The organism is Streptomyces sp. CWNU-52B, assembly GCF_047444975.1.
GTDB lineage: Bacteria > Actinomycetota > Actinomycetes > Streptomycetales > Streptomycetaceae > Streptomyces.
In genome coordinates, this window is sequence record NZ_JBLFJV010000056.1 from 239,293 (window position 1) to 264,815 (window position 25,523).

At 71.8% G+C, this 25,523-nt stretch carries 21 protein-coding genes; 10 read left to right on the forward strand and 11 right to left on the reverse strand.

Going from position 1 to position 25,523, the window contains the following annotated elements; translation table 11 throughout:
- Nucleotides 1-85: 85 nt before the first annotated feature.
- From hisD to ACLVWQ_RS36820, 6 genes are read left to right on the forward strand one after another with little or no spacing between them, the layout of a single operon-like run.
- Complete coding sequence (gene hisD / locus ACLVWQ_RS36795; protein ID WP_414113624.1) at nucleotides 86-1,405, forward strand: histidinol dehydrogenase; 1,320 nt, start codon at nucleotides 86-88, stop codon at nucleotides 1,403-1,405.
- A gap of 29 nt (nucleotides 1,406-1,434) precedes the next feature.
- Nucleotides 1,435-2,844: an ABC transporter substrate-binding protein gene (locus ACLVWQ_RS36800; RefSeq protein ID WP_414113625.1), complete on the forward strand. Its 1,410-nt coding sequence runs from the start codon at nucleotides 1,435-1,437 to the stop codon at nucleotides 2,842-2,844.
- A complete protein-coding gene (locus tag ACLVWQ_RS36805) occupies nucleotides 2,841-3,875 on the forward strand; it encodes a carbohydrate ABC transporter permease (protein ID WP_414113626.1) in 1,035 nt (344 codons plus the stop codon). Before ACLVWQ_RS36800 ends, ACLVWQ_RS36805 begins: the two co-directional genes overlap by 4 nt.
- Complete coding sequence (locus ACLVWQ_RS36810) at nucleotides 3,872-4,672, forward strand: carbohydrate ABC transporter permease (protein ID WP_414113627.1); 801 nt, start codon at nucleotides 3,872-3,874, stop codon at nucleotides 4,670-4,672. The genes ACLVWQ_RS36805 and ACLVWQ_RS36810 overlap by 4 nt, the downstream gene beginning before the upstream one ends.
- The gene (locus tag ACLVWQ_RS36815; RefSeq protein ID WP_414113628.1) at nucleotides 4,669-5,511 is read left to right on the forward strand and encodes a nitrilase-related carbon-nitrogen hydrolase; all 843 of its coding nucleotides are present in this window, start codon (nucleotides 4,669-4,671) and stop codon (nucleotides 5,509-5,511) included. Before ACLVWQ_RS36810 ends, ACLVWQ_RS36815 begins: the two co-directional genes overlap by 4 nt.
- Nucleotides 5,508-7,211 carry a glycoside hydrolase family 13 protein gene (locus ACLVWQ_RS36820; protein WP_414113629.1) on the forward strand — a complete coding sequence of 568 codons (1,704 nt, stop codon included), beginning with the start codon at nucleotides 5,508-5,510 and terminating at the stop codon, nucleotides 7,209-7,211. The genes ACLVWQ_RS36815 and ACLVWQ_RS36820 overlap by 4 nt, the downstream gene beginning before the upstream one ends.
- A gap of 17 nt (nucleotides 7,212-7,228) precedes the next feature.
- On the opposite strand, the gene ACLVWQ_RS36825 is transcribed toward ACLVWQ_RS36820, so the two are convergent.
- From ACLVWQ_RS36825 to ACLVWQ_RS36850, 6 genes are all read right to left on the reverse strand, one after another.
- Entirely contained in the window at nucleotides 7,229-9,517 is a 2,289-nt protein-coding gene (locus ACLVWQ_RS36825) for a glycoside hydrolase family 3 N-terminal domain-containing protein (RefSeq protein ID WP_414113630.1), read from the reverse strand.
- The gene (locus ACLVWQ_RS36830; protein ID WP_414113631.1) at nucleotides 9,514-11,448 is read right to left on the reverse strand and encodes a cellulase family glycosylhydrolase; all 1,935 of its coding nucleotides are present in this window, start codon (nucleotides 11,446-11,448) and stop codon (nucleotides 9,514-9,516) included. The genes ACLVWQ_RS36825 and ACLVWQ_RS36830 overlap by 4 nt, the downstream gene beginning before the upstream one ends.
- Nucleotides 11,449-11,495: 47 nt before the next feature.
- Entirely contained in the window at nucleotides 11,496-12,512 is a 1,017-nt protein-coding gene (locus tag ACLVWQ_RS36835; RefSeq protein WP_414113694.1) for a LacI family DNA-binding transcriptional regulator, read from the reverse strand.
- Between the two features lie 89 nt (nucleotides 12,513-12,601).
- A complete protein-coding gene (locus ACLVWQ_RS36840) occupies nucleotides 12,602-13,429 on the reverse strand; it encodes a carbohydrate ABC transporter permease (protein ID WP_414113632.1) in 828 nt (275 codons plus the stop codon).
- Nucleotides 13,430-13,444: 15 nt separating this feature from the next.
- The gene (locus ACLVWQ_RS36845; RefSeq protein WP_414113633.1) at nucleotides 13,445-14,380 is read right to left on the reverse strand and encodes a carbohydrate ABC transporter permease; all 936 of its coding nucleotides are present in this window, start codon (nucleotides 14,378-14,380) and stop codon (nucleotides 13,445-13,447) included.
- Between the two features lie 94 nt (nucleotides 14,381-14,474).
- Nucleotides 14,475-15,767, reverse strand: a complete 1,293-nt coding sequence (locus ACLVWQ_RS36850) for an ABC transporter substrate-binding protein (RefSeq protein WP_414113634.1) — start codon at nucleotides 15,765-15,767, stop codon at nucleotides 14,475-14,477.
- Between the two features lie 390 nt (nucleotides 15,768-16,157).
- Between ACLVWQ_RS36850 and ACLVWQ_RS36855 the strand changes: the two genes are divergently transcribed.
- Nucleotides 16,158-17,060, forward strand: a complete 903-nt coding sequence (locus ACLVWQ_RS36855; protein WP_414113635.1) for a TIGR03619 family F420-dependent LLM class oxidoreductase — start codon at nucleotides 16,158-16,160, stop codon at nucleotides 17,058-17,060.
- Between the two features lie 69 nt (nucleotides 17,061-17,129).
- On the opposite strand, the gene ACLVWQ_RS36860 is transcribed toward ACLVWQ_RS36855, so the two are convergent.
- Entirely contained in the window at nucleotides 17,130-18,053 is a 924-nt protein-coding gene (locus tag ACLVWQ_RS36860; protein ID WP_414113636.1) for a helix-turn-helix transcriptional regulator, read from the reverse strand.
- A gap of 170 nt (nucleotides 18,054-18,223) precedes the next feature.
- Here ACLVWQ_RS36860 and ACLVWQ_RS36865 point away from each other — a divergent pair, with 170 nt between their 5' ends.
- Nucleotides 18,224-18,439 (forward strand): tautomerase family protein, encoded by a 216-nt coding sequence (locus tag ACLVWQ_RS36865; RefSeq protein ID WP_414113637.1) that lies wholly within the window; start codon nucleotides 18,224-18,226, stop codon nucleotides 18,437-18,439.
- A 43-nt stretch (nucleotides 18,440-18,482) separates the two neighbouring features.
- Here ACLVWQ_RS36865 and ACLVWQ_RS36870 read toward each other — a convergent pair whose 3' ends face one another.
- From ACLVWQ_RS36870 to ACLVWQ_RS36885, 4 genes are all read right to left on the reverse strand, one after another.
- A complete protein-coding gene (locus ACLVWQ_RS36870; RefSeq protein ID WP_414113638.1) occupies nucleotides 18,483-19,133 on the reverse strand; it encodes a hypothetical protein in 651 nt (216 codons plus the stop codon).
- A gap of 120 nt (nucleotides 19,134-19,253) precedes the next feature.
- A complete protein-coding gene (locus ACLVWQ_RS36875) occupies nucleotides 19,254-20,402 on the reverse strand; it encodes an ABC transporter permease (RefSeq protein WP_414113695.1) in 1,149 nt (382 codons plus the stop codon).
- A gap of 89 nt (nucleotides 20,403-20,491) precedes the next feature.
- Nucleotides 20,492-21,286, reverse strand: coding sequence for an ABC transporter ATP-binding protein (locus ACLVWQ_RS36880; RefSeq protein WP_414113639.1), 795 nt, complete (start codon nucleotides 21,284-21,286; stop codon nucleotides 20,492-20,494).
- On the reverse strand, nucleotides 21,283-22,581 hold the full coding sequence (locus tag ACLVWQ_RS36885; protein ID WP_414113640.1) for a hypothetical protein: 1,299 nt from the start codon (nucleotides 22,579-22,581) through the stop codon (nucleotides 21,283-21,285). Before ACLVWQ_RS36885 ends, ACLVWQ_RS36880 begins: the two co-directional genes overlap by 4 nt.
- A gap of 152 nt (nucleotides 22,582-22,733) precedes the next feature.
- Here ACLVWQ_RS36885 and ACLVWQ_RS36890 point away from each other — a divergent pair, with 152 nt between their 5' ends.
- Both ACLVWQ_RS36890 and ACLVWQ_RS36895 read left to right on the forward strand, forming a co-directional pair.
- Nucleotides 22,734-23,495, forward strand: a complete 762-nt coding sequence (locus ACLVWQ_RS36890; protein WP_414113641.1) for a response regulator transcription factor — start codon at nucleotides 22,734-22,736, stop codon at nucleotides 23,493-23,495.
- Nucleotides 23,492-25,372, forward strand: a complete 1,881-nt coding sequence (locus ACLVWQ_RS36895) for a sensor histidine kinase (RefSeq protein ID WP_414113642.1) — start codon at nucleotides 23,492-23,494, stop codon at nucleotides 25,370-25,372. Before ACLVWQ_RS36890 ends, ACLVWQ_RS36895 begins: the two co-directional genes overlap by 4 nt.
- Nucleotides 25,373-25,523: the final 151 nt, after the last annotated feature.

The window sequence follows — 25,523 nt, forward strand, 5'->3', positions numbered from 1 at the left end:
TCCAGCTTGCCATAGGGCAACCCTATGGACTGCCCGGGACAATTCGCGGTTGTCCAGGGGCAAATCCTCCATCAGGCTCAGCTCTATGAAATTGAGTCCCCGCTTCACCGCCGCGTACGCCGACCGGTTCACCCTGCTCAAGGCTCCCGCGGTCGACGCTCCGCCGGCCCAGCGCGACCCCGAGGTGATCGAGACGGTCAGCCGCATGCTGTCCGACATCGAGCGCGACGGCCTGGACGCCGTACGCCGCTACGCCCGTTCCCTCGACGGCCAGGCCGACGGCGCGATCGAACTCGGTGCGGCGGAGGTCGCCCGCAGCGGCGAGCGGCTGCCGAAGGACCTGCGCGAGGCGATCGAGCTCGGCGCGGAGCGCACCCGCGGCTTCGCCGCCCTGCAGCGCGCGCACCTGGCGGACTTCGAGGAGGAGCTCGCCCCCGGCCTGGTGGTCGGCCAGCGCTATGTACCGGTCGGCACGGTCGGGGCCTACCTCCCCGCGGGCCGCTTCCCGCTCACGGCCAGCGCCTTCATGACGGTGGGCGTGGCCAAGGTCGCGGGCGTTCCGACCGTGGTGGGATGCACCCCGCCCCAGCCGGACGGGCGCGCCAACGACGCCGTCACCTACGCCGCGCACCTCTCCGGGATCGATCACCTCTTCGTGGTCGGAGGGGTGCAGGCCCTCGCGGCGATGGCCTTCGGACTGCTGGGCCGCCCGCCGGTCGACATGATCGTCGGCGCCGGAAACGCCTATGTGGCCGAGGCCAAGCGCCAGTTGTTCGGCACGGTCGCCATCGACCTGCTCGCGGGCCCCTCCGAGGTCGCCGTCATCGCCGACGCCACGGCCGACCCCGAGGCCGTCGCCGCGGACCTGCTCGGCCAGGCCGAGCACGGCCTCAACTCGCCGGCCGCCCTGGTGACCACCTCCGAGAAGCTGGGCCGGGACGTGCTCGCCGCCGTCGAGCGTCAGCTGACGACCCTGTCCACGCGGGACATCTGCGGCCCCGCCTGGCACGACTTCGGCTCCGTGATCCTCGTGGGCGACCGGGAGGACGCCGTCGCGGTCATGGACGAACTCGCCCCGGAACACCTGGAGGTGCAGACGGGCGAGGACGACTGGTACCACGACACGCTGCGCAACTACGGCTCCCTGTTCCTCGGCCACTGGAGCACGGTCGCCTACTCGGACAAGGGCATGGCCGGCACGAACCACACCCTCCCGACCGCCGGCGGCGCCAAGCACAGCGCCGGGCTGTCCGTCTCCCGCTACCTGAAGCCGCTCACCTACCAGCGCGTCAGCCGCGCGGCCACACCGCTGCTCGCCGAGGCGGTCGAGGTCATCTCCGCCAGCGAGGGCATGACGGCCCACCAGGCCACGGCCACCCTCCGCCTGCGTTCCTACGCCGGCTGACCCCATCCCCCAGAGGAACGGTGCACCGGATGAGATCCGTACGTCGTGAGGTACATCGTGAGGTCCGTCGTGAGGCACGCCAGGGGGCACGGCGGGCGACAGCGGGCACGCCCCGCCGCGCCTGGGGCGCCGCGGCGGCCGTCGCGCTGACCGCCGCCCTCGCCTGCGCCGGGTGCAGTCCGCCCGGGGCGGGGAAGACCGCCACCGCCGGGACCCAGTCCTTCATCACCGAGCCCGTCACCACCGCACAGGTCGCCGCCCTCGGCGACGTCACCCTGCGCATGTGGGCGGACCAGGCGGAGAAGCCGCTGATGAGATCGGTCGTCCCGGCCTTCGAGAAGAAGTACCCCAACGTCAAGGTCGACATCACCTACAAGAGCTTCGACGACCTCGTCGCCACCGTCGTCAACGCCGCCTCCGGCAGCACCCCGCCCGACCTGTTCCAGGGCAACATCGGCTACGCGGTCGACGGGGCGCTCGTCAAGGCCGAGCTGGTCCGCCCGCTCGACGACGTGGCGGCGACCTACGGCTGGCTCACCGGCACCGGCGCGAGCACCCTGGCACCGGCCCGCTGGAACAGCGCAGGCAGCGCGTTCGGCGACGGCAACCTCTACGGGATGTCGCCGATCAGCGAGGTACAGGGCGTCTACTACAACAAGGCTCTGCTGACATCCTTGGACCTGGAACCGCCGCGGTCCCTGAGCGACCTGGCCAAGCAGCTGCCGGTCGTCGAGAAGGCCGGCAAGCAGCCCGTCATGCTGGGCAACAGCGACCAGTACGCCGCCACCCACATCTTCTCCGACCTCGCCGCGACCGAGCAGGACCCGGCCGCGATACGCGACTGGATCGGCGGCAAGGCGGGCACCAGCTTCGCCACCACCGGCAACGAGAAGGCGGCCGCCACCATGGCCGACTGGGCCGAGAAGGGCTACTTCGGCTCCGGTTACGACGGCCTCAGCAACGAGGACGCCATCGCCCGGTTCGCCAAGGGCTCGGGCGCCTTCTTCGTCGGCGGCTCCTGGAACGGCGCCAAACTCGACCCCGAGAAGTTCGGCTTCGGCGCACTCACCACCGGCGGAGCCGGAGCCACCGCCTCGCCGTGGCACATCGCCGCCTCCTCCAAGGCCACCCCCGCCGCGATCGCCTTCCTCGCGGCCCTGCACACACCCGAAGCCGGTCAGGAGATCCTCGACACCGGCCGGCTGCCCGTCGTCACCGACGGGGTGAAGGGCGCGAACAGCCTGCAGAGCCAGACCCTCGACGTACTGAAGCGCACCATCGCCGCCGGCACCCAGGTCGGCTACTACGACTGGAGCGCCACCGACATGCTCACCGTGATGGGCGGCGGACTCCAGGAGGTCATGGCCGGCCGCACGAGCGGCGCCGCCTTCACCCGGGCCGTCCAGGACTCCTGGCAGAAGGCGAGGGAGGCCAAGTGAGCACCGTCGCCCCCGCGCGGGACCGCGGCACCGCGCCGCCGACGGCCGTCACCGGCCGCGGCCGCGGCCGCCGGCCCCGCCGCCACCGCTCCGCCCTGTCCTCCCTCTCCTGGTCCTCGCTGCTGTACGTGGCACCGGCGCTGGCGTTCTTCGGCGTCTTCGTCCTGTACCCCATCGGCGTGTCCGTCTGGTACTCGTTCTACGCGTACGACGGCCTCACCGTGGGCACGCCGGTCGGCCTGGACAACTACACGGCCGTCTTCACCGACAGCCAACTGCGCGCGGCCCTGCTGCACTCGCTGCTCCTGCTGTTCTTCTACGCGGCCCTGCCGGTGTCCGTGGGCCTGCTGCTCGCCGGAGCCATGTCCCGTATCCGGGTGTACGGACTGACGCTGTTCCGGGCGGTGCTCTTCGTGCCGCAGATCCTCTCCAGCGTCGTCGTCGCCGTCGCCTGGCGGAACCTGCTCGCCGAGGACGGCCCCGTCAACGCCGTACTGCGGGCCGTGGGTCTGGGCCGGTTCACCACGAGCTGGCTGGGCGACTTCGACACCGCGCTGCCCTCGATCGGAGTGGTCGGCACCTGGGTGGAGTACGGCCTGTGCATGGTGCTCTTCCTCAGCGGCATCACGGCCATCGACCGGTCGACCTACGAGGCGGCCCGGCTGGACGGCGCCGGAGCGGTGCGGGAGTTCTTCTCCGTCACGCTGCCCGCACTGCGCCCCCAGATCTCGATCGCGCTGATCCTCACGGTCACCTTCGCGCTGCGCAACTTCGACCTCATCTGGAACACCACCCGCGGCGGTCCGGGTACGTCCACGACCGTCCCGAGCCTGTACGTCTACCAGGACGCCTTCCAGAACCGCATGCTCGGCCGGGCCTCCGCCCTGGCCGTCGTGCTCACCGTCGTGATCCTCCTCGTCGTGGTGGCCGTACAGCTCCTGCTCCGCGAGGGCGACGGCACCCGGCGCGGTCTCGCGCGTCGCGGTCCCGTGCGGCCGGCCAGGCCGGCCAGGAAGAAGGCGCAGTCATGAGGATGGCCCGTACCGAGAGTGTCACCACGCACGCGCTGCTCGTCCTCGCGTCCGTCGTCGCGGTCTTCCCCCTGGTGTCGATCGTCGTCTCCTCGCTCGACGGCTCCTCCGGCGGGCTGTCCCTGTCCAGCTACTCGACGGCCTGGACACAGGGCCGTTTCGGCTCCGCCCTGCTGTCGAGCGCGCTGGTGTCCGTCACCGTCGTCGTGGTCACCGTGGTCCTCGCCAGTCTGGCCGGATACGCGCTGGCCACCATGCGCGTACCGGGCGGGAAGCTCGTCCTGGGGCTGCTGCTGCTCGGACTCGTCCTCCCGTACGAGGTGACGGTGCTGCCCCTGTACGAGATGCTCGCGGGCTGGAACCTCATCGACACCTACTGGGCGCTGATCCTGCCGCAGATCGCCCTGTCGGTCCCCCTCGGCGTGCTCTGGATGCGCTCGTTCTTCGCCTCCGTCCCCCAGGAACTGCTCGAAGCGGCGCGCATCGACGGCACGAGCAGGTTCCAGACCCTGCGTCTCGTCGTGCTGCCCATCGCGGGACCCGCCCTCACGACCCTGGGCACGGTGCTCTTCCTGTTCACCTGGAACGAGTTCCTGCTGGCACTCATCCTCGTCCCCGACAACGCGGCGGTGCAGACCGTTCCGCTGGCGCTCTCCTTCTTCTCCGGGGCGGCCCGGTCCAGCGACCCCGCCGTCACCGCGGCGGCGGCCGTACTCGTCGCCCTTCCGGTCCTGCTGGCCTACACGGTCCTGCAGCGGCGCCTGATCAGCGGCCTCACCGAAGGAGCGGTGAAATGACCGTGACGAAGACCGACGTGACCCGCGTCGTGTGCGAGCAACTGGCCCCGAGGATCGGCGATCTGGCATACAACAAGGAGCTGGCCCTGACCGCCGTCCGGCGCGCGCTGGCCGACCGCGCCGATGTCGTCGTCCTTCCCGAACTGACCACCTCCGGCTACGTGTTCGAGACCTCGCAGGAGGCGTGGAGCACGGCGATCACCCTGGCGGACCCGTTCTTCGCCGACCTGACCGCGCTGCTGGCCGGTACCCGGGGCGTCGTCGTGCTCGGCTTCTGCCAGGACGCAGGCGACACGCTGTACAACAGCGCCGCCGTGGTCGACGCGAGCGGGGTGCGCGCCGTCTACCGCAAGACACACCTGTGGGACCGTGAGACGCTCTTCTTCACCCCCGGCGACCGCCCACCCCCGGTGGTCGACACGGCACACGGCCGGATCGGCGTACTGATCTGCTACGACCTGGAGTTCGCGGAGATGCCCCGCGGGCTCGCCCTCGCCGGCGCGGACCTGATAGCCGTACCGACCAACTGGCCGCTGGTCGAGCATCCGGCCGGCCAGTACCCGGCGGAGATCATCCAGGCCCAGTCCGCCGCGCGCGCCAACGGCGTCTTCATCGCGTGCGCGGACCGCGGCGGCGTCGAGCGCGGACAGCGGTGGACGCAGGGCACCGCCGTCATCAACCAGTACGGCTGGCTCACAGCCACCGCGACCGGTCCGGAGCAGCGCGCCACGGCCGACCTCTTCCTGAACCTCTCCCGCGACAAGGCCATCTCCCCGCACAACGACCTGCTCGGCGACCGCCGGCCCGACATCTACGCACAGGAGACCCCGCTGCTATGACGACAGCCGACTCCACGCCCGCCCTCGCCCCCGACCGGGCCGCCTCCGCCACCGACGACGACTGGTGGCGGACCGCCGTCATCTACCAGGTGTACCCGCGCTCGTTCGCCGACGGCGACGGGGACGGCACCGGTGACCTGCCCGGAATCACCGGGCGGCTCGACCACCTGGCGGATCTGGGCGTCGACGCCCTGTGGCTCTCGCCCTTCTACCCCTCACCGCAGCGCGACGGCGGCTACGACGTGGCCGACTACCGCGCGGTGGATCCCCGTTACGGCACGCTCGCCGACTTCGACGCGCTCCTGGCCCGCGCCCACGCGCTGGACATCCGCGTGATCGTCGACCTCGTACCCAACCACTGCTCCGCCGAGCACGCCGCGTTCCGCGCCGCGCTGGCCGCACCACCCGGCAGCGACGAACGGGCCCTGTTCCACTTCCGCGACGGCCTCGGACCGGACGGCTCCCTGCCGCCCAACGACTGGACGTCGATGTTCGAAGGGGCCGCCTGGACCAGGGTCACCGAGGCCGACGGCAGCCCGGGGCAGTGGTACCTGCACCTGTTCGACTCCTCCCAGCCCGACTGGAACTGGGACAACCCCGCGGTACGGGAGGACTTCGAGCGGACGCTGCGGTTCTGGCTCGACCGGGGCGCCGACGGCTTCCGGGTCGACGTCTGCGACGCCCTCGTGAAGGCCCCCGGCCTGCCCGACTGGCCCCGCCCGACCCACGGGGTGATCGAGCCCGTCGACGGCGAGATGCCTCCCATGTGGGACCAGGAGGGGATCCACGAGATCTTCCGGACCTGGCGACGGCTCCTCGACACCTACGACGGCCGGCGCATCCTGTGCGCCGAGGCCTGGCTGCCGCCGGAGCGCGCCGCCCGGATCATCCGCGCCGACGAGATGCACCAGGCCTTCAACTTCCGTTTCCTGGAGACGCCCTGGCGGGCGGCCGCCCTGCGCGGCGTGGTCGACGCGTCGCTGGCGGCCAACGACGCGGTCGGCGCGCCCACCACCTGGGTGCTGTCCAACCACGACGTGATGCGGCACGCCAGCCGCTTCGGATACGACGGACCGGTCGAACTGGAACACGGCGTGGGCGCCGACGACCCGCAGCCCGACCGCCCCCTGGGACTGCGCCGGGCGCGAGCGGCCACCGCGTTCATGCTCGCGCTGCCGGGCTCGGCGTACGTGTACCAGGGCGAGGAACTGGGCCTGCCCGAGGCCACCGAACTCCCGGACGCGGCCCGCCAGGACCCGGTCTGGGAACGGTCGGGACACCGCATCCGCGGACGTGACGGCTGCCGCGTCCCCCTCCCGTGGACCGAGGACGGACCCGCCTTCGGTTTCGGCACCGGCCCCGAAGGCCCCGGCACCTGGCTGCCCCAGCCGTCCGACTACGGCTCCTACGCCGTGGCCGCGCAGCGCGGCCGCCCGGACTCCACACTGGAGCTGTACCGCGACCTGCTGCGCCTGCGCCGCCGGCACGCCCTGGGCCAGGGACAGGGGCCCCTCGCCTGGGTGGCCTCTCCCGACGACGTCCTGCACCTGCGCAACGGCTCGGTCGAGGTCGTCACGAACCTCGGGCAGCGCCCGGTTCCGCTGCCGCCCGGGGTGGACCTCCTGGTCGCGTCCGAACCGGTGACGACGCACGTGCCCGCGGACACGACGGTCTGGTTCACCGGGCGGCCGCTCCCGTAGGGCTTCGTCGCCGTGGGTCAGGGCCCGACCGTGAGGGACACGGCGCGGGTCCCGGCCGACGACGGCCCGGTCTCCAGCAGCAGTTCACCCGCCTCCACACCCATGGTGAGGTCGCGCCGCACCGAGGCGAGGGTGTCCGCGTCGACGTCGAACTCGGCCCGCGCGGTCTCGCCCGGCAGGAGCCGGACCCGGGTGAAGCCGCGCAGCTCTCTCGTCCTGGGCCACGACGAACCGCCCGACATCCGCCGCACGTACAACTGCACGGTCTCGCGCACCGGCCGGGACCCCGTGTTCGTGACGGCGACCGAACAGGTCAGCGTGGGCTCGTCCACGGTCACGGAGGTCCGCGACAGCCTCGGCGCCCCGTAGGACACCGTCGTGTACGACAGCCCGTGGCCGAACGGGTGGCGGGCGGTGGCCGGCTGGTCCACGTAACCCCGGTAGCCGTGGTCCTTGCCGTTGTAGTGGACGGGCAGCTGAGCCGCCGAGCGCGGTACCGACACGGGGAGGCGCCCCTCGGGCTCCGCCCGGCCGAAGAGGACGTCGGCGACCGCGCGGCCGCCCCATGGTCCCGGATACCAGGCGCTCAGCACGGCGCCCACGGTCCCGGAGAGGTCCGGCAGGGCGTGCGGACGCCCCTGGACCAGGACCACGACGACCGGTGTGCCCGTGGCGGCCACCGCCTCCAGCAGCCGCGACTGCCCGGTGGGCAGGGCAAGTTCGGCCAGATCGACGCCCTCGCCGCAGGTCATGCCGCCCGCATCGCCCGCAGCGGCCGCGTCGACCAGTGCCGCGCCGTTGCCGGCGAACGTCGTGGCGCCGTCGCGGGCGCTGGAACCGCCGAGGACCAGCACAGCGACATCCGCCGCGGCGGCCAGGGCGACCGCCTCGGGGATCGCGGAGAGATCGGCGCCGGTCAGCGCGCACCCGGCCGCATGGGTGACCTCGACGCCCTCGGCCCGCTCACGGGCTGCCGCGCGGATGCCCGCCAGGACGGTGATCCCGGTCCCGGGCCGCTGCGGCGCGGTGTAGTCGCCGATCTGGTTCGGTACGGAGTCCGCGTCGGGACCCAGCACGGCGATCCGCCGGGCCGTAGGACCCAACGGCAGGGTCGCTCCGTCGTGTTCGAGCAGCACGAGAGAGGACCTGGCGATCCGCTCGCTCAACTCCCGTACGGGGAAAGGTGTTTCGTGGACGGGGCGCCCCGACGCGTACGGCTGCTCGAAGAGGCCGAGCCGGAACTTGAGCGTGAGGACCCGCGCGACGGCGGTGTCGAGTGCCGCCTCGGGCACGAGGCCACGGGTGACGGCCTCGGCCAGCCGGGGGAAGGCGGCGTCCCACAGGCTCAGATCACAGCCCGCCGACAGGGCCATGGCGCCCGCGGCCACCGGGTCGCCGGTGAGGCGGACCAGCCGGTCGACGGCACCGCCGTCCGCCATGACGATCCCGTCGTAGCCCCACTGCTCGCGCAGGAGACCGGTCAGCAGAGGGCGGTTGGCGACGCAGGGCAGACCGTCGAGTTCGTTGTACGCCGCCATCACCCCGGCCGCGCCTGCCCGCACCCCCGCGCGCGCCGCCGCGAGGTGGATCTCGTGCAGTTCCCTCGGCCCGAGCTCGGTGGCCGCGCTGTTGCGGCCGCCGACCGTGGCACCCTGCCCGGCGAAGTGCTTGAGGACGACCGCCGCCCCCGCCCTGCGCATGCCCTGCACCAGGGACCGGGTGAACCGGGCGGCCAGATACGGATCCTCTCCGAAGCACTCCTCGGCCCGGCCCCAGCGCGGGTCGCGCACCAGGTCGAGGGCCGACACGAGCGCCACATGGCCACCGCGCGCCCGCAGTTCGGCGCCCGCGGCCTCGGCGGCGGCCTCGTACAGCTCGGGGTCCCAGGTGGCGCCCACGGCGAGGTTCACCGGCAGGACGGTGCCGTCGAGCGCCTGGTGGCCGTGCGGCACCTCCTCCACGAACAGCACCGGAACACCCAGCCGGGTCTCCTCCACGACGTACCGCTGCACCTCGTCGGCGACCCTGGCACCGTCGGCCGCCGTGATGCCGTCCGCGAAGCCCACCCCGGACCACGGGTCGGCGCGCTGGAGTCCGTAGAGGGCGCCCATGCCGTCGTGGGCGGCCACCTCGGTGTGCAAGGCCTCGGTGAGCCGGTGCCCCTGGGCCGTCCGCTCGTAGGCGTCCCAGCCGTACAGGCGCTGGTTGACCTGGCCGACCTTCTCCTGGAGCGTCATACGGCCCAGCAGGTCACGCACCCGGGACTCGACCGGCGCGCCGGGGTCCCGGTGGAGCGGGCGGGTCATGTCAGCTCCAGGACGACGACCCCGTACGGGGCGAGCCGCACGTCCGTCACCTGCTCGCCGGAGGCCAGGTCCCGCAGGGCGCCGGCCGCCGCCGGGCGCACCGTCAGCTCCTCGGCGCACTGGCTGACCAGCCACACGAACCGCCGTCCGTCCTCGTGCACGAGGAGGTCGGCGCCCACGTACGGGCTGTCGACGGTGACCGGGCGTTCGGCACCCGCGACGTCGGCGAGCGCCGCGTACAGCCGGTGGGTCTGCTCGGGGTTGACGTGGGCGGTGCGCGCGGCCATGTGCTCCAGGGGGTAGGTCGCCAGGACGGTGCGCCCCTGCCCGGTCTCGCGCACGAGCAGGGCCGGGCGGCCGTGTCCGTCCACGGCGACCACCCTGGCGTCGCGCGGGACCACCGGAAGATAGGCCCGGCTGTCCTCGTTGCCCGCGACCGGGAAGGTGAGGGTCTCACCCGCCGTGAGCGGCCCGAAGTCCTCGGTGAAGGTCATCTCCAGTACGTCGTCGGTGATGGGCTCGGCGACCCCGTACGACAGTTGCAGCTCGACCCCGAACAGACCGTCCAGGTCGTCGAACCAGGGCCCGCGCGTGCCGGGGTGCTCACCCGAGCAGAACGACAGGTAGACCGTCGCCCCCTCCTCGGCCCGGCGCGCCAGTTCACGCCGGGTGCGGGCGGTCAACTGCCGGGTGGCGGGCAGGAGGTAGAGCTTGGCGTGGCCGGGGAGGTGGTCGGCCTCGCGGACGAGTCCGGCCGGCAGGTCGGCGGCGCGCGCGGCGACGTACGCCTGGTGCAGCGAGGTGAAGATGAGCGGGCGGTCGGCCGGCCTGCTGTAGGGGTATCCGCGCTCCAGGAACGCGGGCACGACCAGGGCGGCGTCGGAGTCGGCCCGTCGGCAGCGGGCGAAGTCGACCGCCGCCAGCACGCCCGCGAACGCGGCGAGTTCGACCAGCGGAGCCTTCGGCGCGCCCTCGCTGTCCGTGATGCCGAAGTGCATCTCGAAGGGGTGGTGGTCGTACGGCGAGCGGTCCCACAGGTCGTCGTAGTCGGTGTTGTTCCAGGCGATCCAGCCCGTGGCGCCGCCGAGCAGGGAGTTGTGCAGGGTCTGCCGGTAGTAGATCCCGGCGTTCTCGGCGGAGACGGTGTCCGTGGAGAGGCCGAACTCCTCCAGTACGACGGGCTGTCCGGTCACCGACGCCAGTTCGCACTCGAAGGCGGCCCGGTGGTGCTGGCGCGGCCGGTCGGTGTCCGAGCGGTAGACGTGCGGGCCGACGAAGTCGACGTACTCGGCGGTGTCGCGCAGCGAGAAACCGTTGTCGCGGCCAGTCACCTCGATGCCCCAGGCGCCGTCGCCGAGGGAGACGGGCTGGGTGCCGCCGGCCGCCCGTACGGCGTTGCACATGGCCTGCGCCCAGGCGGTGACGACCTCTGAGGAGGGCGGGTTCTCCTGGTAGACGCGGCCGTAGCCGGGCATCTCGTTGGTGATGAGCCAGCCGGTGACCGCGGGGTGGTCCTTGAAGCGGCGGGTCATCTGCGACGCGAACCACGCCTGGCGGCCGACCATCCACACGTCCTCGTACAGGTCCCGCCCGCCGCGCCAGAGGGGGTCCCAGTTCTCGCCGGACATGTGGCCGACGATGAAGGTGGGCACGGTGCCCATGCCCGCCTCGGTGTGGGCGTCGAGGAAGTCCGCGAACCGCTCGCACAGGATCTCGTCGACGCGGTGGGGTTCGGGGTGGAAGTCGGGCCAGTAGAAGAAGGAGCGCGTCATGGTCAGACCGTGCTCGCGCAGCACCCCGAGTTCCTCGCGGACCGTCTTCGGGTCGTAGTCGCGCCACATCAGGGGGCCGCCGGTGCGGGACCAGAAGTTGGCGCCGAGCCAGGGCAGTACGGCGGCGTCGTGGGTCAGATGGGCGCTGTGGCGTCGCATGGTCCTTCTCGGATCGATCGGGGGTGGTGCGGGCGTGGGGGGAGAGGTCAGGAGGGCGGTCTGCGGGGAGCGGGCCCGGTGGACTCGCGGACGACCAGGCGGGGCCGGTCGTCGAGCCGTTCGGCCTCGACGTCCTCGCCGCAGCGGGCGAGCAGGACCCGCGCGGCGGCCGCGCCGACCCGCTGCACCTGCTGGTCGACGGTGGTCAGCCTCGGGTGCAGCCAGCGGCCCAGCGGCAGGTTGTCGTAGCCGACGACCGAGAGGTCGGCGGGGACGCGCAGGCCCGCGCGCTGGGCGGCGCCCATGCCGCACACCGCCATGGAGTCGTTGGCGTAGACGATGGCCGTGGGCCGGTCCGCCATGGCCAGCAGCGCGTCGGTCGCGGCGACCGCGGAGACCTCCGAGAAATCGGTGTGCAGCACGGCGACCGGCCGCAGCCCCGCCGCGCCGAGGGCCGAGCCGAAGGCGCCCTGGCGCAGCCGGGTGTGCTGCAACTCCTCGGGCCCCGCCACATAGGCGACCCGCCGGTGGCCGAGGGCCAGCAGGTGAGCGACGACCTCCTCGACACCGGCCCCCTGCCGGCCGAGGCCGACGCTCGGCACGGCCGTCGTACGGTCGGGGTCGCCGAGCAGCACCGCGGGCAGGCCCAGCCGGGTCAGCAGCGCGGGGCGGGGATCGACGGCGCGCGCGTCGGTGAGCACCGCGCCGTCCACCCTGCCCTCGGCGGCGAGCCGCTCGTAGAGGACGTTCTCCTCCTGCGCGCCCGCCACCAGGTGCAGCAGCAGACCGTAGCCGCGCGGGGCGAGTTCGCCCTCTATGCCGGTGATCAGTTCGCTGAAGTGGGGGTCCGCGCCGAGTACGTCGGTGGGCCGCCGGACGACCAGGGCGAGCGTACGGGTGCGGGCGCTGCGCAGTGCGGCGGCCGGCGCGCTGGGCGACCAGCCCAGTTCCAGCGCGGTGTCCAGGATGCGACGGCGGGTCGCCGAGGAGAGCCGCCCCTTGTCGTTGAAGGCCTGGGACACGGCCGCGGTCGACACCCCCGCGGCCGCCGCGACGGCCTTGATGGTGGGACGCCTGCCGGGCCTGCCGGGTGCGTCGGCCGTGGCCGGCGAGACGGCTGTGGCGGGCGTGACGGGCTCGTCGGTGGGCGCGCTCACATCTTCACCGCCCCGCTGACGAGGGCCTGCTGCATCCGCTTCTGCAGGACCGTGTAGACGATCCACACCGGTACGAGCGTGAGGACCGTGCCCGCGGTGAGGACGCCGTAGTCGGTGCCGGTGATGGACTTCAGGGTGGGCAGCGCGACCTGGACCGTGCGCTGCGCGGGGTCGGGCCCGATGATCACGAGCGAGTACAGGTACTCGTTCCAGAAGGTGAGGAAGTTCAGCAGCAGTACGGTCGCGATGCCGGGCATGCACATCGGGATGTAGACGTGCCGCAGGGTCGCGTACGTGGAGGCGCCGTCGATGCGGGCGGCCTCCTCCATCTCCTTCGGGATGGTCCGCATGAACTGCACCAGGATCACCACGGACAACGGCATCGCGGTCGCGGGCAGGAACAGCACCATGAACGTGCGGGTGTGGAACAGCCCGGTCGCCGCGGCCAGCAGGAACGTCGGGAAGAGCGCGGCGAAGGTGGGGATGAGGAAGCCGAGCGAGAAGACGTTCTCCACGAGGGAGGCGACCCGGCCGGTGGAGCGGGCCAGCGCGAAGGCCGCCGGCAGCGCGAGCGTCAGGGTCAGCACCAGCGAGAAGACCGTCACCAGCGTCGAGTTGACGACGGCGAGCCCCAGGTCGGCGCTGTCGAAGGCGGTGTGGAAGTTGCCGAACCCGAACGAGGTGGGCAGGGCGAAGGGGTGCGCGAAGATCTCGTCGTTCGTCTTGAAGGCCGAGGCGAGGAAGTAGTACAGCGGCACGATCAGCAGGACCGCGTAGGACCACACCAGGATGTGCGCGGGCAGCCAGCGCTTGCCGAGCTTCATGGTGAGCGGCTCCGATCAGTAGTTCTGGCGGAATGCGCGGCGGATGGTGAGCAGTCCGACGAGCCCGGCGAGGAAGAGGATGACGCCGACGGTCTGGCTGTAGCCGAGGTCGGCGGCGATGAACGCCTTCTGGTAGACGAGGAACGACAGGGTGGTGGACGAGCTGCCGGGGCCGCCCTGGGTGAGCAGCAGGACGTGCTGCGCGGACCCGAAGAGCGTCCACAGGAACTGGAGCATCGTCACGACGCCGACGTAGTCCCGGATGACGGGGAAGTGGACGAGCCACATGGTGCGCCAGTGCCCGGAGCCGTCGAGCTGGGCGGCCTCGCCGAGCTCGTCGGGCACGCTGGAGAGGCGGGCCGCGAACAGCACGGCGGTGAAGCCGATCCCGGCCCACACGTCCAGCGCGATCAGACACGCCAGGGCGGTGGACGGCGAGGCGAGCCAGGCGTCGGCCAGCGAACCGAGGCCCACCGACTCCAGGGCGCCGTTGGCCAGTCCGTCCGGGGACAGCGCGGCGTAGAACACCATGGCCTTCGCCGGGGTCGAGATGAGCCCCGGGATGAAGAGCAGATAGCGGACGACCCGGTGGCCCGGCGGCTTCTGCGCGACGTAGTAGCCCAGCATGTAGGCGCACACGATCATGACCGGCAGGGCGACGGCGAGCTGGACCGCGGTGTTGCGCACCGCGTCCCAGAAGAGCGGGTCGTCGAGGACGGTACGGACGTTGCCGAGGCCGGCGAACGACACCGGTTGCAGCATGCCCGGCCAGTGCAGGGCCGCGACCACGAAGATCGCGACCAGCGGGCCGACCATGAAGACCAGGTACCAGACCAGGGCGGGTACGGCCAGAATGGTGCCGCCCTGCCGGGGCGGCCGCCGTCGCGCGGTGGCGGACGGCGGGCCGGGGCGGACCGTGGTGCCGCCCGGTGTGGGCGTCAACGTCGTCATGCGGTGACTCCGATGGACTCGGGCGAGGGACGCGAGGGATACGGGGGACGCGGGAGACTCGGGGGAGAAGGAGGCGGGGGCCGGAGCCGGCGGCTCATACGGAGCGGTACGCGGCTTCGAGAGCGGCGCGGACCTGGGCGGCGCCGGTGCCACGGGTGAAGGACGTACTGGTCGCGGTGATGAGCGGCTGGGTCGCCGTGGGCGGGACGTACACGTCGGGCAGCAGCACCTGGCTGACGTCGTCCCCGAGCCGCTGGGCGGCCGCGACCAGCGGGAAGTCCGTACTGACCGTGTCGGAGCGCAGCGCCATGTCACGGCCGCTCTCCTTGATGAACCGGGACACGGTGTCGGGCCGGTACATGAACCGAAGGAACTTCTCCACGGTGTCGATCTTCTTCGTGCCGTTCGGGCTGATCCAGAACCCGATCAGGGTGTACGTCCGCAGGATCGTGGGCCGGTCGTGGGCGGCGCCCTCGGCGAGCGGCCAGCCCGCCACGTCCGTGTGGCGCGCGACCGACTCGGGCACCTTGGCGAGCGCCGACGACATCGCCGACTGGACGGCCGCGGCCCCCGTGTTGAACTGCGTGGTCATCGAGTCGGAGGTCAGCCCCTGGGCCTTGTCGACGAACACCCCGGCGTCACGCAGCTGGACGAAGTAGTCGATGCCCTCCTTCGCGCCCCTGCTCCCGCTGAAGTCGCCGGTGGAGTAGACGTGCCGGGCCTCGTCCTCGGTGAGGAAGGTCTGGATGACCTGGGCGAGGAGCTTCTGCCCGGTCCAGTCGTTGCCGCCGGTCGTGACGGGTCCGATGCCCTTGGCGCGCAGTTTGCGGGCCGCCGCGATCAGCTGGTCCCCGGTGACCGGGATCTCGTCCACGCCCGCCTTGTCGAGGAGCGACCTGTTGTAGGCGACCGGCCAGTTGGTGGCGAAGTACGGGAAGGCCCGCAGCCTGCCCTTGGCGTCGGTCCAGGCGTCCAGGGCCACCGGCAGGACCCGTTCGCGCAGCCCCCAGTCGTCGAGGTGGTCCTTGACGTCCACGGTGGCGCCGACATCGGTCCAGGCCAGGGTCTTGTCGTAGAGGTTGACCATGACGACGTCCGGCTCCTTGCGGGCCAGCCGGGAGGTCTCGTAGACCTGGGCGAGGTCGTCGCCGTTGACGAGGTTCTTGACCTTGAGCCCCGGGTTCTCCTCGCGGAAGCGGTCCAGGGACGCGAGATACGTGGGCGATCCCGGCGCGGTGGTGCCCAGTTGGCTGTGCACGACGAGCGTGTCGGGATCGGAGTCCGCCGCGGCCAGTGAGGAACAGCCGGACAGAGCGGGCAGGGCGGTCGCGGCGGTGAGGCCGGAACCGGCGGCGAGGAAACCGCGCCGAGTCAGCGGTGAGCGCACAGCGGGGTTCTCCAACCATGGCGGTTAACGGGTGGTTAATCGATGTACCTGTGAGAGTGCGAGGACTGTAGGAGGGGTTCCCCGTGGGGTCAAGACCTGAGGGGAAACCGGCAGGGCGGACACATGGGCCCCACGTCGTCACCGCGAGGTCATCATCTGGCCACTCACCGTCATGTTCGTGTGCGCGGCAGTGGCCGGGCCGTGCCGCGAGGCGGCCGGCACTCCGGCCGACGACTCGGTGCCGACGTCGCTGAGGTGTTGTCAACTACCCACGGCGTGGCGGACGTTGAGTGCGGCAGTGGTCCCCTAGGGTGAATGCTGCTCCAACAGGATCATGTCGGCGCGAAGCCGAAGTGCGCCGCCCGGCAGTAACGCAGCGTGAAGGACGTCATGAAGATAGGTTTCGCACTCCCGCAGTTCCACCACCAGGCATACGGCATCGCCCGGACGGCCACGTTCGCCTCCGAGATCGAGGAGGCCGGAGGCGCCAGCCTGTGGGTGGGGGACCGCAACCTCGCCGCGGTCGACCCCGTCGTGGGCTACGGCGGGCAGGGGAACACCATTCCGGAGGAGCTGAACCCCGCGGCGGACCCGTTCGTCCTGCTCGGTGTCGCCGCCGCCGCGACCAGCCGCGTCCTGCTGGGCTCCCACGTCATCGTCGCCCCGCTGTACCCGCCCGTCCAGTTGGCCCGGTCGCTGACGACGATCGACCTGATCAGCGGCGGGCGCCTGCTTCCCGGCTTCGGGATCGGCTGGTCTCCCGAGGAGTACCAGGCCGCCGGGGTGGACTTCACCCGCCGCGGTGCCCGCATGGAGGAGCTGCTCGACGCCCTCGACGCCATCTGGACCAGCGACCCCGCGCGGTACGAGGGTTCCCAGCTCTCCGTACCCGAGCACCACTCCCCGCTGAAGCCGGCGCGACAGCCCCGACCGCCCTTCTACCTGGGCGCCATGTCCGAGCGGGCCCTGGGCCGGGTCGCCCGACGCGGTGACGGCTGGCTGCCGTTGGTCGTCGTCCCGAGCTACGTCGACATCGACGGCCTGGTCGCACAGCGGTCCCTGCTGGACGATCTGGCCAAGAAGGCGGACCGGGACCCCGGCGCCATCGACACGGTGCTGCGGGTGAACATCGACGCCGGGACGAGCGTGACCCTGGTGGCCGACACCATCAAGGAGATCCGGGAGCGGACGGGCATCGACCACTTCATGGTCGACTCGATGTACGACGTGGACACCGTCGAGGGGTCGATCGAGCACGCCCGGAAGGTCCTCGAACTCGTGGGGAAGGGCTGAGCGTCGCCGGCCCCGCGCGCCCGGCGCCGTGCTGAGGCGTGGCCCGTGGTGTCCTGGCCCGAGTGACGGTCAGGGCACCACCGCTGTCGCCGCGTCGCCGGCGGCCGAAGACCGTTCGTGCCCGTGCCCGTGCCCATGGTCCGGTTCGGAGATGTCCTGGGTGCCGATGACGGCGAGCAGGTCCAGGAGGTCGGCGCTGTCGGTGCCGACCGCGGGGGTGAACCAGAGCAGCCGCTGGCGGCCGTCCTCGCTGAACAGGCTGAGGCAGTCGACCTCCAGCAGCCCGAGCGCGGGATGGCGGAGGCGTTTGCGGTCGTCCCGCCGGAACGCCACGTCGTGCTCGGCCCACAGGGCGGCGAACTCGGAGGAGACGCCGAGCAGTTCCCCGATCATCGAGCGGGCCTCGGGGTCCTTGGCGTCCCGGCGGGCGGCGGCGGCACGCAGATCGGCGACGAAGGCGCGGGACTGGCCGTCGTGGTCGTCCTCGGGATACAGCCGCCGGGCGTCGGATTCGGTGAACCACCGGTGCACGAAGCTGGCCCGCGCGCCCCGGAAGCCGGAGTGGTCCCCGAGCAGCGCCACGGCCGGCGGATTCTGTACGAGAGTGACGTGCAGGTCGGTGATGACCTGCGCGGGTGTGGACGCCAGCCGGCCGAGCAGGTCGAGCATCGTGGGGTGGACGTGCGGGACGGCCCCGCCCCGTACGGGCACCGGTCGTCCCGCCAGGCGGTAGAGGTAGTCACGCTCGTCCGAGGTCAGCCGCAGGGCTCGGGCGAGCGCGGCGACCATCTGCTCGGAGGGCTGGGAGCCGGCTCCGCGTTCGAGTTCGTTGTAGTAGTCCACCGACGCCCCGGCGAGCTGGGCGACCTCGTCACGGCGCAGCCCGGGAACCCGGCGCCGGGGCCCTGAGGGGAGCCCGACGTCGGCGGGGCGGATGCGGTCGCGCCGTGAGCGCAGGAACGTACCCAGTTCGATGTGGTGAGCGGAACCCATGCCCGCCATTCTGCGCCTGGTCCGGGCGGGGACACAGGGGATGACATCCCCTGGCTCCGCCGGCCGGTGTCCCGCACGGTGGAGCACATGACCACGAACGACCCGGGCTGATCCGGACGAAACGCCCTGGTCCCGTTCGGAACCGCGCAGCTCACAGAGGAGACGTACCCATGCCCTTCGCCAACTTCAAGGTCCCCGCAGGCACACTCAGCGCCGAGGACAAGAAGAAGATCGTCGAGCGCACCACCGACCTGTACGCGGAGATCTACGGCGAGCGGGCCCGTCCCACCACCGTCGTCCTCATCGACGAGGTCGTCGACGGCGGCTGGGGCGTCGGGGGAGACGTCCTGACCGCCGCGATGCTCAATGCCGGTGCCGAGGCCTGACTCCGGCCCGGATCGCGTGGCCTTCCCGCCAGTCCGTGGTTTGTTATTTGTCCTTGTCCTTGTCCTTGTCCGTGTCGGTGAACGCCTCGATGAGGCAATGCTTCTCGAGCTCCTGCAGGTTGGGCACGTCGATCTCACCGGAGGGGTACGAGTAGCCCTCGCCGTCGGACATCGCCTCCACCATGACGCCGGCCTTGTGCAGACAGGCGATCTGGGCCCGGAAGTCGTCCAGGTAGTGCGGGTTCTTCGCGCGGTCCAACTCGGGCGGATCGAGCGGGAGCTTGGCGATGCAGGCCTTCTGGGCTGCGGGGAAGCCAGGGTCGGAGTTATCGGGGACATGCCTGCCGTCCTTGACGACCTTCTGCATGGGCACGCCGTGGGCCTCGATGCACGACGACCAGACATTGAACAGCCGCATCTTCTCCTCCTCGCTCGTGTCCAGCCGCAGTTGCGGGCGGCCCGCGTCGGGGTCGGCGGTCTTCTTCGCCCGCTCGGTGCCGGACGACGGGCTGCCCGAGTCGCTGACGGACGCCACGGCCGTGTCGGAGCCGGAGTCCTCTCCGCAGGCGGTGAGAGTGGAGAGCGCGAGGAGGGCCGCGACCGGTACGAGGACGGCCGGCACCCGCCAGGTCCGGGACCGGGACCTGGGCTGGGACGGGGGCTGGGCTGCCGGCTGGACCATGTCGTGGTTCATGTCTCCTGCTTTCTCTCTGACGGGAAGGGACTGGACGGGGCGGCTTGTGGGGTTGTGGTGCGGGGTCGAACCGGGCTCCGGGTGTGTGCTCCGGCTGCGGTGCTCATGCCGTCGCGGGGTTCAGGTCGAGGCGAGCGCCTCGGTCGGGGAGAGGCGCGCGGCGCGCAGGGAGGGATACAGCCCGGCGATCGCCCCCACCAGGACGGTCCCGGCCACACCGCCGGCCACCGCGGGCAGCGGGATGACCGGGGGCCAGCCCTGGTACGCGGTGTAGCCGAGCGTGGTCAGGACGCCGAGCACGGTGCCGGCCAGGCCGCCGAGGGTGGACAGGGCGACGGACTCGGTGAGGAACTGCAGCCGGATGTGGCCGCGAGCGGCGCCGAGGGCCCGGCGCAGGCCGATCTCGCGGCGCCGTTCGAGCACGGAGACGACCATGGTGTTGGCCACGCCGACCCCGCCGACCAGCAGCGCCACCCCCGCCAGGCCGAGGAAGAGGGCCTCGAAGGTGCTCTCCGTGTCCCGTTTCGCGGCGAGGGCGTCCGAGGGGCGGCTGATCATGATCACGCCCGGCAGTTCGGGGTTGACCGTGTCGGCGAGGACGTCCCGTACCGCTTCCATCTGGGGCTCCTCGGCCTTCACGTAGATGACGGTGGGACGGCCGTCGAAGTGGAGTTCGCTGCGAGCGGGCTCCCAGGCGACGAGGACGGACCGGTCGATGTCGGGGGAGAGCGGGGTCCGCTCCAGGACGCCGATGACGGTGAACCACCGGTCGTCGATGTGGATCTGCGGTCCGGCGCCGCCGGGCGGAACGCTGGGCAAGCCGAGCCGTGCCGCCGCCACCGAGCCGAGCACCGCGGTGGGGAACGCGTCGGACGTCCGGTCGAGGAAACGTCCCGAGCGCACACGCGCGTTGATGAGGGACGGCAGGTTGTTCTTCGCCGCGAGGACGGTCAGCCCCGCGTAGGTGCCCGGTGCCACCTTGTCGGAGCGGTCGACCACGGCATGGGTGTTGGCGACCGCGCTGACCGCGGTGACCGGGCCGATCCGGGCGACCATGCCGACCGACTCCTCGGACAGGGACACGGGCGGCTTCTGGTCGGGCTGGGGCTGCGCCGTGAGCATGTTGGTGCCGAGCGCGGACAGCCGCTCCATCAGCGCCCGCTGGCTGGACGCGGGAATGGCGGTCACGACGATCATCGTCGCGATGCCCAGGGAGATGCCCAGGGCGGACAGCGCGGCCCGCACCCTGCGGGTGCGGATGCCGAGCATGCCCAGCGCCAGGACGTCCCTCGGGGAGAGGCGGACCGGCCGGACACGGATTCGGATACGGGTGCGGGTGTCCTTGTGGGTGCGTGTGCTCACGACGGGGTGTCCAGAGGTTCGAGGTCCGTGTCGGCGGTTGCCGGTTCGGTGTCGGCCACGAGACGTCCGTCGAGGATCTCCAGCCGGCGTGGCAGCCGGCCGGCGATGGTCCGGTCGTGGGTGATCACCGCGATGGTCGTGCCCTGGCTGTTGAGATCCGACAGCAGTTTCAGCACCGCTCGTCCGTTGGCGGTGTCGAGGGCACCGGTCGGCTCGTCGGCCAGGACGAGCGCGGGCCGGTTGACCAGCGCGCGGGCGACCGCGACCCGTTGCCGTTCGCCACCGGACAACTGGTGGGGCAGATGGTGTTCCCGGTGGGCCAGTCCGACCTGGGCGAGTGCCTCGCGGGCCATCGGGCGGCGCTGTCGGCGCGGTACGCCGCTGTAGAGCAGGCCCGTGGTGACGTTCTCGGTCGCGCTCAGCCCGTCGGTGAGGTGGAAGTGCTGGAAGACGAAGCCGAGATGGCGGCTGCGGAGGGTGGAGACCTGGCGGTCGGTGAGGGTGGCCACGTCGTGACCGGCCAGTTCGACGGTGCCGGTGGTGGCACGGTCGAGGGTGCCCATGATGTTGAGCAGCGTGGACTTGCCCGAACCCGACGGGCCGAGAATGGCCACGAACTCGCCTTCGCGGATCGTCAGTGACACGTCGTCGAGCGCCGGCACGCCGCCGTAGACACGGCTGATCCGGCGGACCGCGAGAACCGGTGGTGGGAGGGGGAGCCGCAGCGGCGGCGGCACCGAGGGCGACGGCGGCGGCACAGGGGGAGGCGAGGACCGAGGCGCGGGTGTCATGACGTGGTCACCACTTTTGTCCCGGCCTCGACCGGTCCACTGATCTCGACCAGACCCTTGGCGAACAGCTTGGTGGTGACCTTGATCAGCTTCCCGCTCAGGAGCTGCACCGCGTAGCCGCCCTCGCTGAGCGCGAGCAACGCGCCGACCGGTACGACCAGGACGTCCTTGACGGTCCGTCCGGTGAACCGCACCTGTACGGGCGCCGAGTCGATACCGCGGACAGCTGCGCCGCCCCCGCCCCCGGCCAGGACGACGGTGATGGTCCGGGTGGGTTCCGAGCCCGTGTCCCCGCCGTTCTCGGAGCCCGGCCTGACCACGCTGCCGACCTTGCTGACCCGGCCGCGCACCGTGGCACCGTCGGGCAGGGTGACATCGACGGCGTCGCCCTTCCTGAAGGACGTGGAGCCGCCCTCGCCGGTCTCCACCGTGACGCGCTTGCCGGTGCCGGTGACGGAGAGCAGGTCGTTCGAGGCGGCGTCGCCGTTCTTCACCTTGAGCTGGTCCACCCGGACCGCGCCCGTGGTCACGACCACGTCGCCGGGCTCCAGCACCGTGCTCTGCGGCACCCGCGTGTCCCGCTGCCAGCGGCCGATCGCGGCCACCAGGGCGCCGGTCAGTACCGAGTCGCCCGGCTGGACCCGCTGAGGGACGGACGAGGCAGCCGGGGACGGGGTGCCCGACCCGTCGGGAGAGGGGCCGCCGGAAGAGGCCCGGTCGTCCGCCGACTCCTCAGCACCGGACGACGTGCCGGCCGTCGTGCCGGACGACGTACCCGCCGGATCCTGAGCGGTGTCGGTCCCCGGCGCGGTGACGAGGGTGCCCGTCGGCGGCTGGGCGCCGATGTCGTACCCCAGCGCCCGCAGATTGTCGGCCACCACGCGTACGTCCGGGCCGACCATGCCCACCGTGTCCAGACGCCGGTACAGCGGGGTGGATCCGTAGAACACCGTCGCCGGCCGGTTGTCGACGCGGAAGAGCTGGTGGCCGCGCTCGACGGTCGCCCCGACCTCCGGCAGCCAGGTGACCGTCCCGGTCGCCGCGGTCCCGACCGCACGGGGGCTGCCGTAGCCGAGTGTCCCGTCGACGGACACCGAGTCCGACAGATCGGTGCGCCGCACGACCGCCGTGCTCACCGACGGAGCAGACGCCTTCGAGGGAGCCCTGGCCGCCTGCGACCAGTGGGGGAGGAGGACCACGCCGCCCGCGGCCACCGCGACGACGACTCCTCCCGCGACGGCCGCTGTCCGGCGGGCCGAGCGGCGCCGCGCCGTGTCCGGGGCAGCGGAACCCACCCCTTCGGCCGAGTCGGACGGATCAGGTGAACCGTCTTCGGACCGCTGGCTTCTCGACGTGTGGCGCGACATGGCTGACAGCCTGTCGGCCGGATATGAAGGTCTGGTCAGGACCGTATGAGTGTCCTGTCCGGCCGGTTACAGTCCCCGCTATGTGCGCGAACGTCCTGGTCGCGGAAGACGACGTCAAACAAGCCGAGATCATCGGCCACTACCTCGTGCGGGAGGGCCATGTGGCCCGGATCGTCCACGACGGCCGTACCGCGCTGGAGGAGATTCGCCACCGGCCGCCCGACCTGCTGGTCCTGGACGTCATGATGCCCGGCGTCGACGGCCTGGACATCTGCCGTGTGCTGCGCGCGGAGCCCGCCCACACCGGTCTCCCGGTGCTCATGCTCACCGCGCGCACCACGGAGGAAGACATGCTGCTCGCCTTCGACCTGGGCGCGGACGAATACGTCACCAAGCCCTACAGCCCCCGTGAGCTGATGGCCCGCATCCGCAACCTGCTCAGACGGGTGGAGCGGCTGGCACAGGCGGAGCTGTCCTCCCGGACGGCGGGGGCCGATACCGCGGGGGTGCTCACCGCGGGGGCGATCACGGTCGACCCACGGCGCCACACGGTCAGCGTCGACGGCCGCCAAGTGGTGTGCACAGCAGGCGAGTTCGACCTGCTCGCCGCGATGGCCGCCGAGCCGGGCCGGGTCTTCACCCGGCGTCAGCTGCTCGCCGTCAGCCGGGGCACCAACGCCTACATCACCGAGCGCACCGTCGACGTGCACGTCCTGAACCTGCGCAAGAAGATCGAGTCCGACCCGCGTTCGCCGGTCCACCTCCTGACGGTCTACAAGGTCGGCTACAAACTCAACGACCGCACTCCGGCAGGCACATCACCGCACTCGGACCCCTGGTGAACACTCTCGGAGCGGGCAAGGGCAGACTCCCGGTCCACCGCAGCCTGCTGTTCCGGATGCTCGCCTCCTCCCTGCTCATCGTGGTCTGCGCGATCGCGGCCGCCGCCTGGCTTGCGGTACGGACCACCACCAACGCCGTACGGGACCAGCAGGGGCAGGTGCTCGCCGACGACACCCTGATCTACCGCACCCTCATGGCGTACGCCGCGTCCCATCCCGACTGGGACGGCGCCGATCCGGTGGTGCGCGACCTCGCCCGCCGCACCGGCCGGCACATCACGGTGACTCCACAGGACACCCGCCGGCCGTTGGCGAGCGGACCGGTCCGGCCCTCCGACACGTCCGGTAAAGCGTTCGCCACCATCGACCCGCTGCACACCGATCCGTTCCTGTCCCAGCAGGCCGGGGGCGGCAGCATCGACCCCGCCGCGCTGGGCCCCTACGCGCTCCGGGCGTCCGAGAGGCGGCGTCTGGACCGGGCGGCGGACACCGTCGCGAAATGCCTCACCGGCGGGGGCGTGCCCTTCCAGCGTTCGGCGACCCCGTCGGGGCGTCCGGTCATCGCGCTGCTGCACGACGTCTCGCTCCAGGAGCAGATCGAGAACGCCGTCCAGCAGCAGTACCGCGCCAAGCGTGCCGAGGACTGCGGACTGCCCGCACTGGACACCCCGACCGCCGGCGAGAAACACGCGCTCACCACGCTCAACGACGTGGTCAACGCCTGTCTGCGACGCCAGAAGCTGCCCACGGTGCGCCTCGGGCCGGACTTCACGCCGGGCGCCACGGGACGGGGCCCCGCCCTCACCCCCGCCGCGCAGAACTGCGTCGACACCGGCCGCCGCGAACAGCTCACACCGTACGTCGCCCCCTCGGCGCTGCTGTACGTCAGCGACACCTCCGGCCCCGCCTCAGCGGCCTTCGACCTCTCGCCCGCCAACGCCCTGCGGATCCTCGTCGTCACCGCGGTGGTCCTGCTGCTCGCCGCGGCCGTCACCGTCGTGACCGGCATCCACCTGGTCCGCCCGCTGCGGGCCCTGACCAGGGCGGCCCAGGACCGTGACGAGCACCTGTCCCTGGTGCCCGTCGCCCGGCACGACGAGATCGGCCGTCTCACGGCCGCGTTCAACGAACTCTCCGAGCACCGGGCGCGTACCGAACAGCAGCGCAAGGTCATGGTCAGCGACATCGCCCACGAGCTGCGTACTCCGTTGAGCACCATCCGCAGCGCCCTCGAAGCGACCCAGGACGGTGTCATCGAGGCCGACGAGCACCTGACGGCCTCCCTGCTGGAAGAGGTCCTGCTGCTCCAGCACGTCATCGACGACCTGCAGGATCTCGCCGCCGCCGACGCTGGCACCCTGCGCCTGTACTCGGAACCGGTCCTGGCCGAGGCCGTCCTGAAGCACGTGGCCGCCGCCCACCGGGCCACGGCGGAGAACGCGGGAGTCACTCTCCAGGTCCACGGCCCGGGGGAGCTCGACCTGTGGGCCGATCCGCTGCGGCTGCGCCAGATCGTCGGCAACCTCGTCTCCAACGCCGTCCGCCACACGCCGCCCGGCGGCCGGGTCACCCTGCACGCGCACAGGGACGGCGCCGCGGCCGTCGTCGAGGTGACGGACACGGGCACCGGAATCGTGGCAGAGGATCTGCCGTTCGTCTTCGACCGGTTCTGGCGGGCGGAGAAGTCCCGCAACCGCAGGACCGGCGGCAGCGGTCTCGGCCTGTCCATCGCCCGGAAACTCACCGAGGCACACGGCGGTGTGCTGTCGGCGGACAGCACGGCCGGACGCGGCGCCACCTTCACCATCAGGCTCCCCCGACGCGAGGGCCAGGACCTCGAGGGCCAGGACATCGCACGCGCCGCTCGCGGCGAGTGACCGCTCGATCATCGTCACCGAGCCGGCCGGCAGGTGACGGGGGTTCACGGTGCGCCGCCGCAGGGACGTCCACAGCGTTGACGTCTCCGATGGCCACTCGGCTGAAAAGCGCCGGATGTTAACAGTTCAAGTTACTTGTGAGTTTTGATTG

Bases quoted from the DNA above. Each gene is read 5' to 3' on its own strand.
- ACLVWQ_RS36810 (WP_414113627.1), top strand. From the start codon at position 3,872: ATGAGGATGGCCCGTACCGAGAGTGTCACCACGCACGCGCTGCTCGTC.
- hisD (WP_414113624.1), top strand. From the start codon at position 86: ATGAAATTGAGTCCCCGCTTCACCGCCGCGTACGCCGACCGGTTCACC.
- ACLVWQ_RS36820 (WP_414113629.1), top strand. From the start codon at position 5,508: ATGACGACAGCCGACTCCACGCCCGCCCTCGCCCCCGACCGGGCCGCC.
- ACLVWQ_RS36890 (WP_414113641.1), top strand. From the start codon at position 22,734: ATGTGCGCGAACGTCCTGGTCGCGGAAGACGACGTCAAACAAGCCGAG.
- ACLVWQ_RS36855 (WP_414113635.1), top strand. From the start codon at position 16,158: ATGAAGATAGGTTTCGCACTCCCGCAGTTCCACCACCAGGCATACGGC.
- ACLVWQ_RS36830 (WP_414113631.1), bottom strand. From the start codon at position 11,448: ATGCGACGCCACAGCGCCCATCTGACCCACGACGCCGCCGTACTGCCC.
- ACLVWQ_RS36840 (WP_414113632.1), bottom strand. From the start codon at position 13,429: ATGAAGCTCGGCAAGCGCTGGCTGCCCGCGCACATCCTGGTGTGGTCC.
- ACLVWQ_RS36845 (WP_414113633.1), bottom strand. From the start codon at position 14,380: ATGACGACGTTGACGCCCACACCGGGCGGCACCACGGTCCGCCCCGGC.
- ACLVWQ_RS36860 (WP_414113636.1), bottom strand. From the start codon at position 18,053: ATGGGTTCCGCTCACCACATCGAACTGGGTACGTTCCTGCGCTCACGG.
- ACLVWQ_RS36880 (WP_414113639.1), bottom strand. From the start codon at position 21,286: ATGACACCCGCGCCTCGGTCCTCGCCTCCCCCTGTGCCGCCGCCGTCG.
- ACLVWQ_RS36865 (WP_414113637.1), top strand. From the start codon at position 18,224: ATGCCCTTCGCCAACTTCAAGGTCCCCGCAGGCACACTCAGCGCCGAG.
- ACLVWQ_RS36875 (WP_414113695.1), bottom strand. From the start codon at position 20,402: ATGCTCGGCATCCGCACCCGCAGGGTGCGGGCCGCGCTGTCCGCCCTG.
- ACLVWQ_RS36825 (WP_414113630.1), bottom strand. From the start codon at position 9,517: ATGACCCGCCCGCTCCACCGGGACCCCGGCGCGCCGGTCGAGTCCCGG.
- ACLVWQ_RS36815 (WP_414113628.1), top strand. From the start codon at position 4,669: ATGACCGTGACGAAGACCGACGTGACCCGCGTCGTGTGCGAGCAACTG.
- ACLVWQ_RS36800 (WP_414113625.1), top strand. From the start codon at position 1,435: ATGAGATCCGTACGTCGTGAGGTACATCGTGAGGTCCGTCGTGAGGCA.
- ACLVWQ_RS36870 (WP_414113638.1), bottom strand. From the start codon at position 19,133: ATGAACCACGACATGGTCCAGCCGGCAGCCCAGCCCCCGTCCCAGCCC.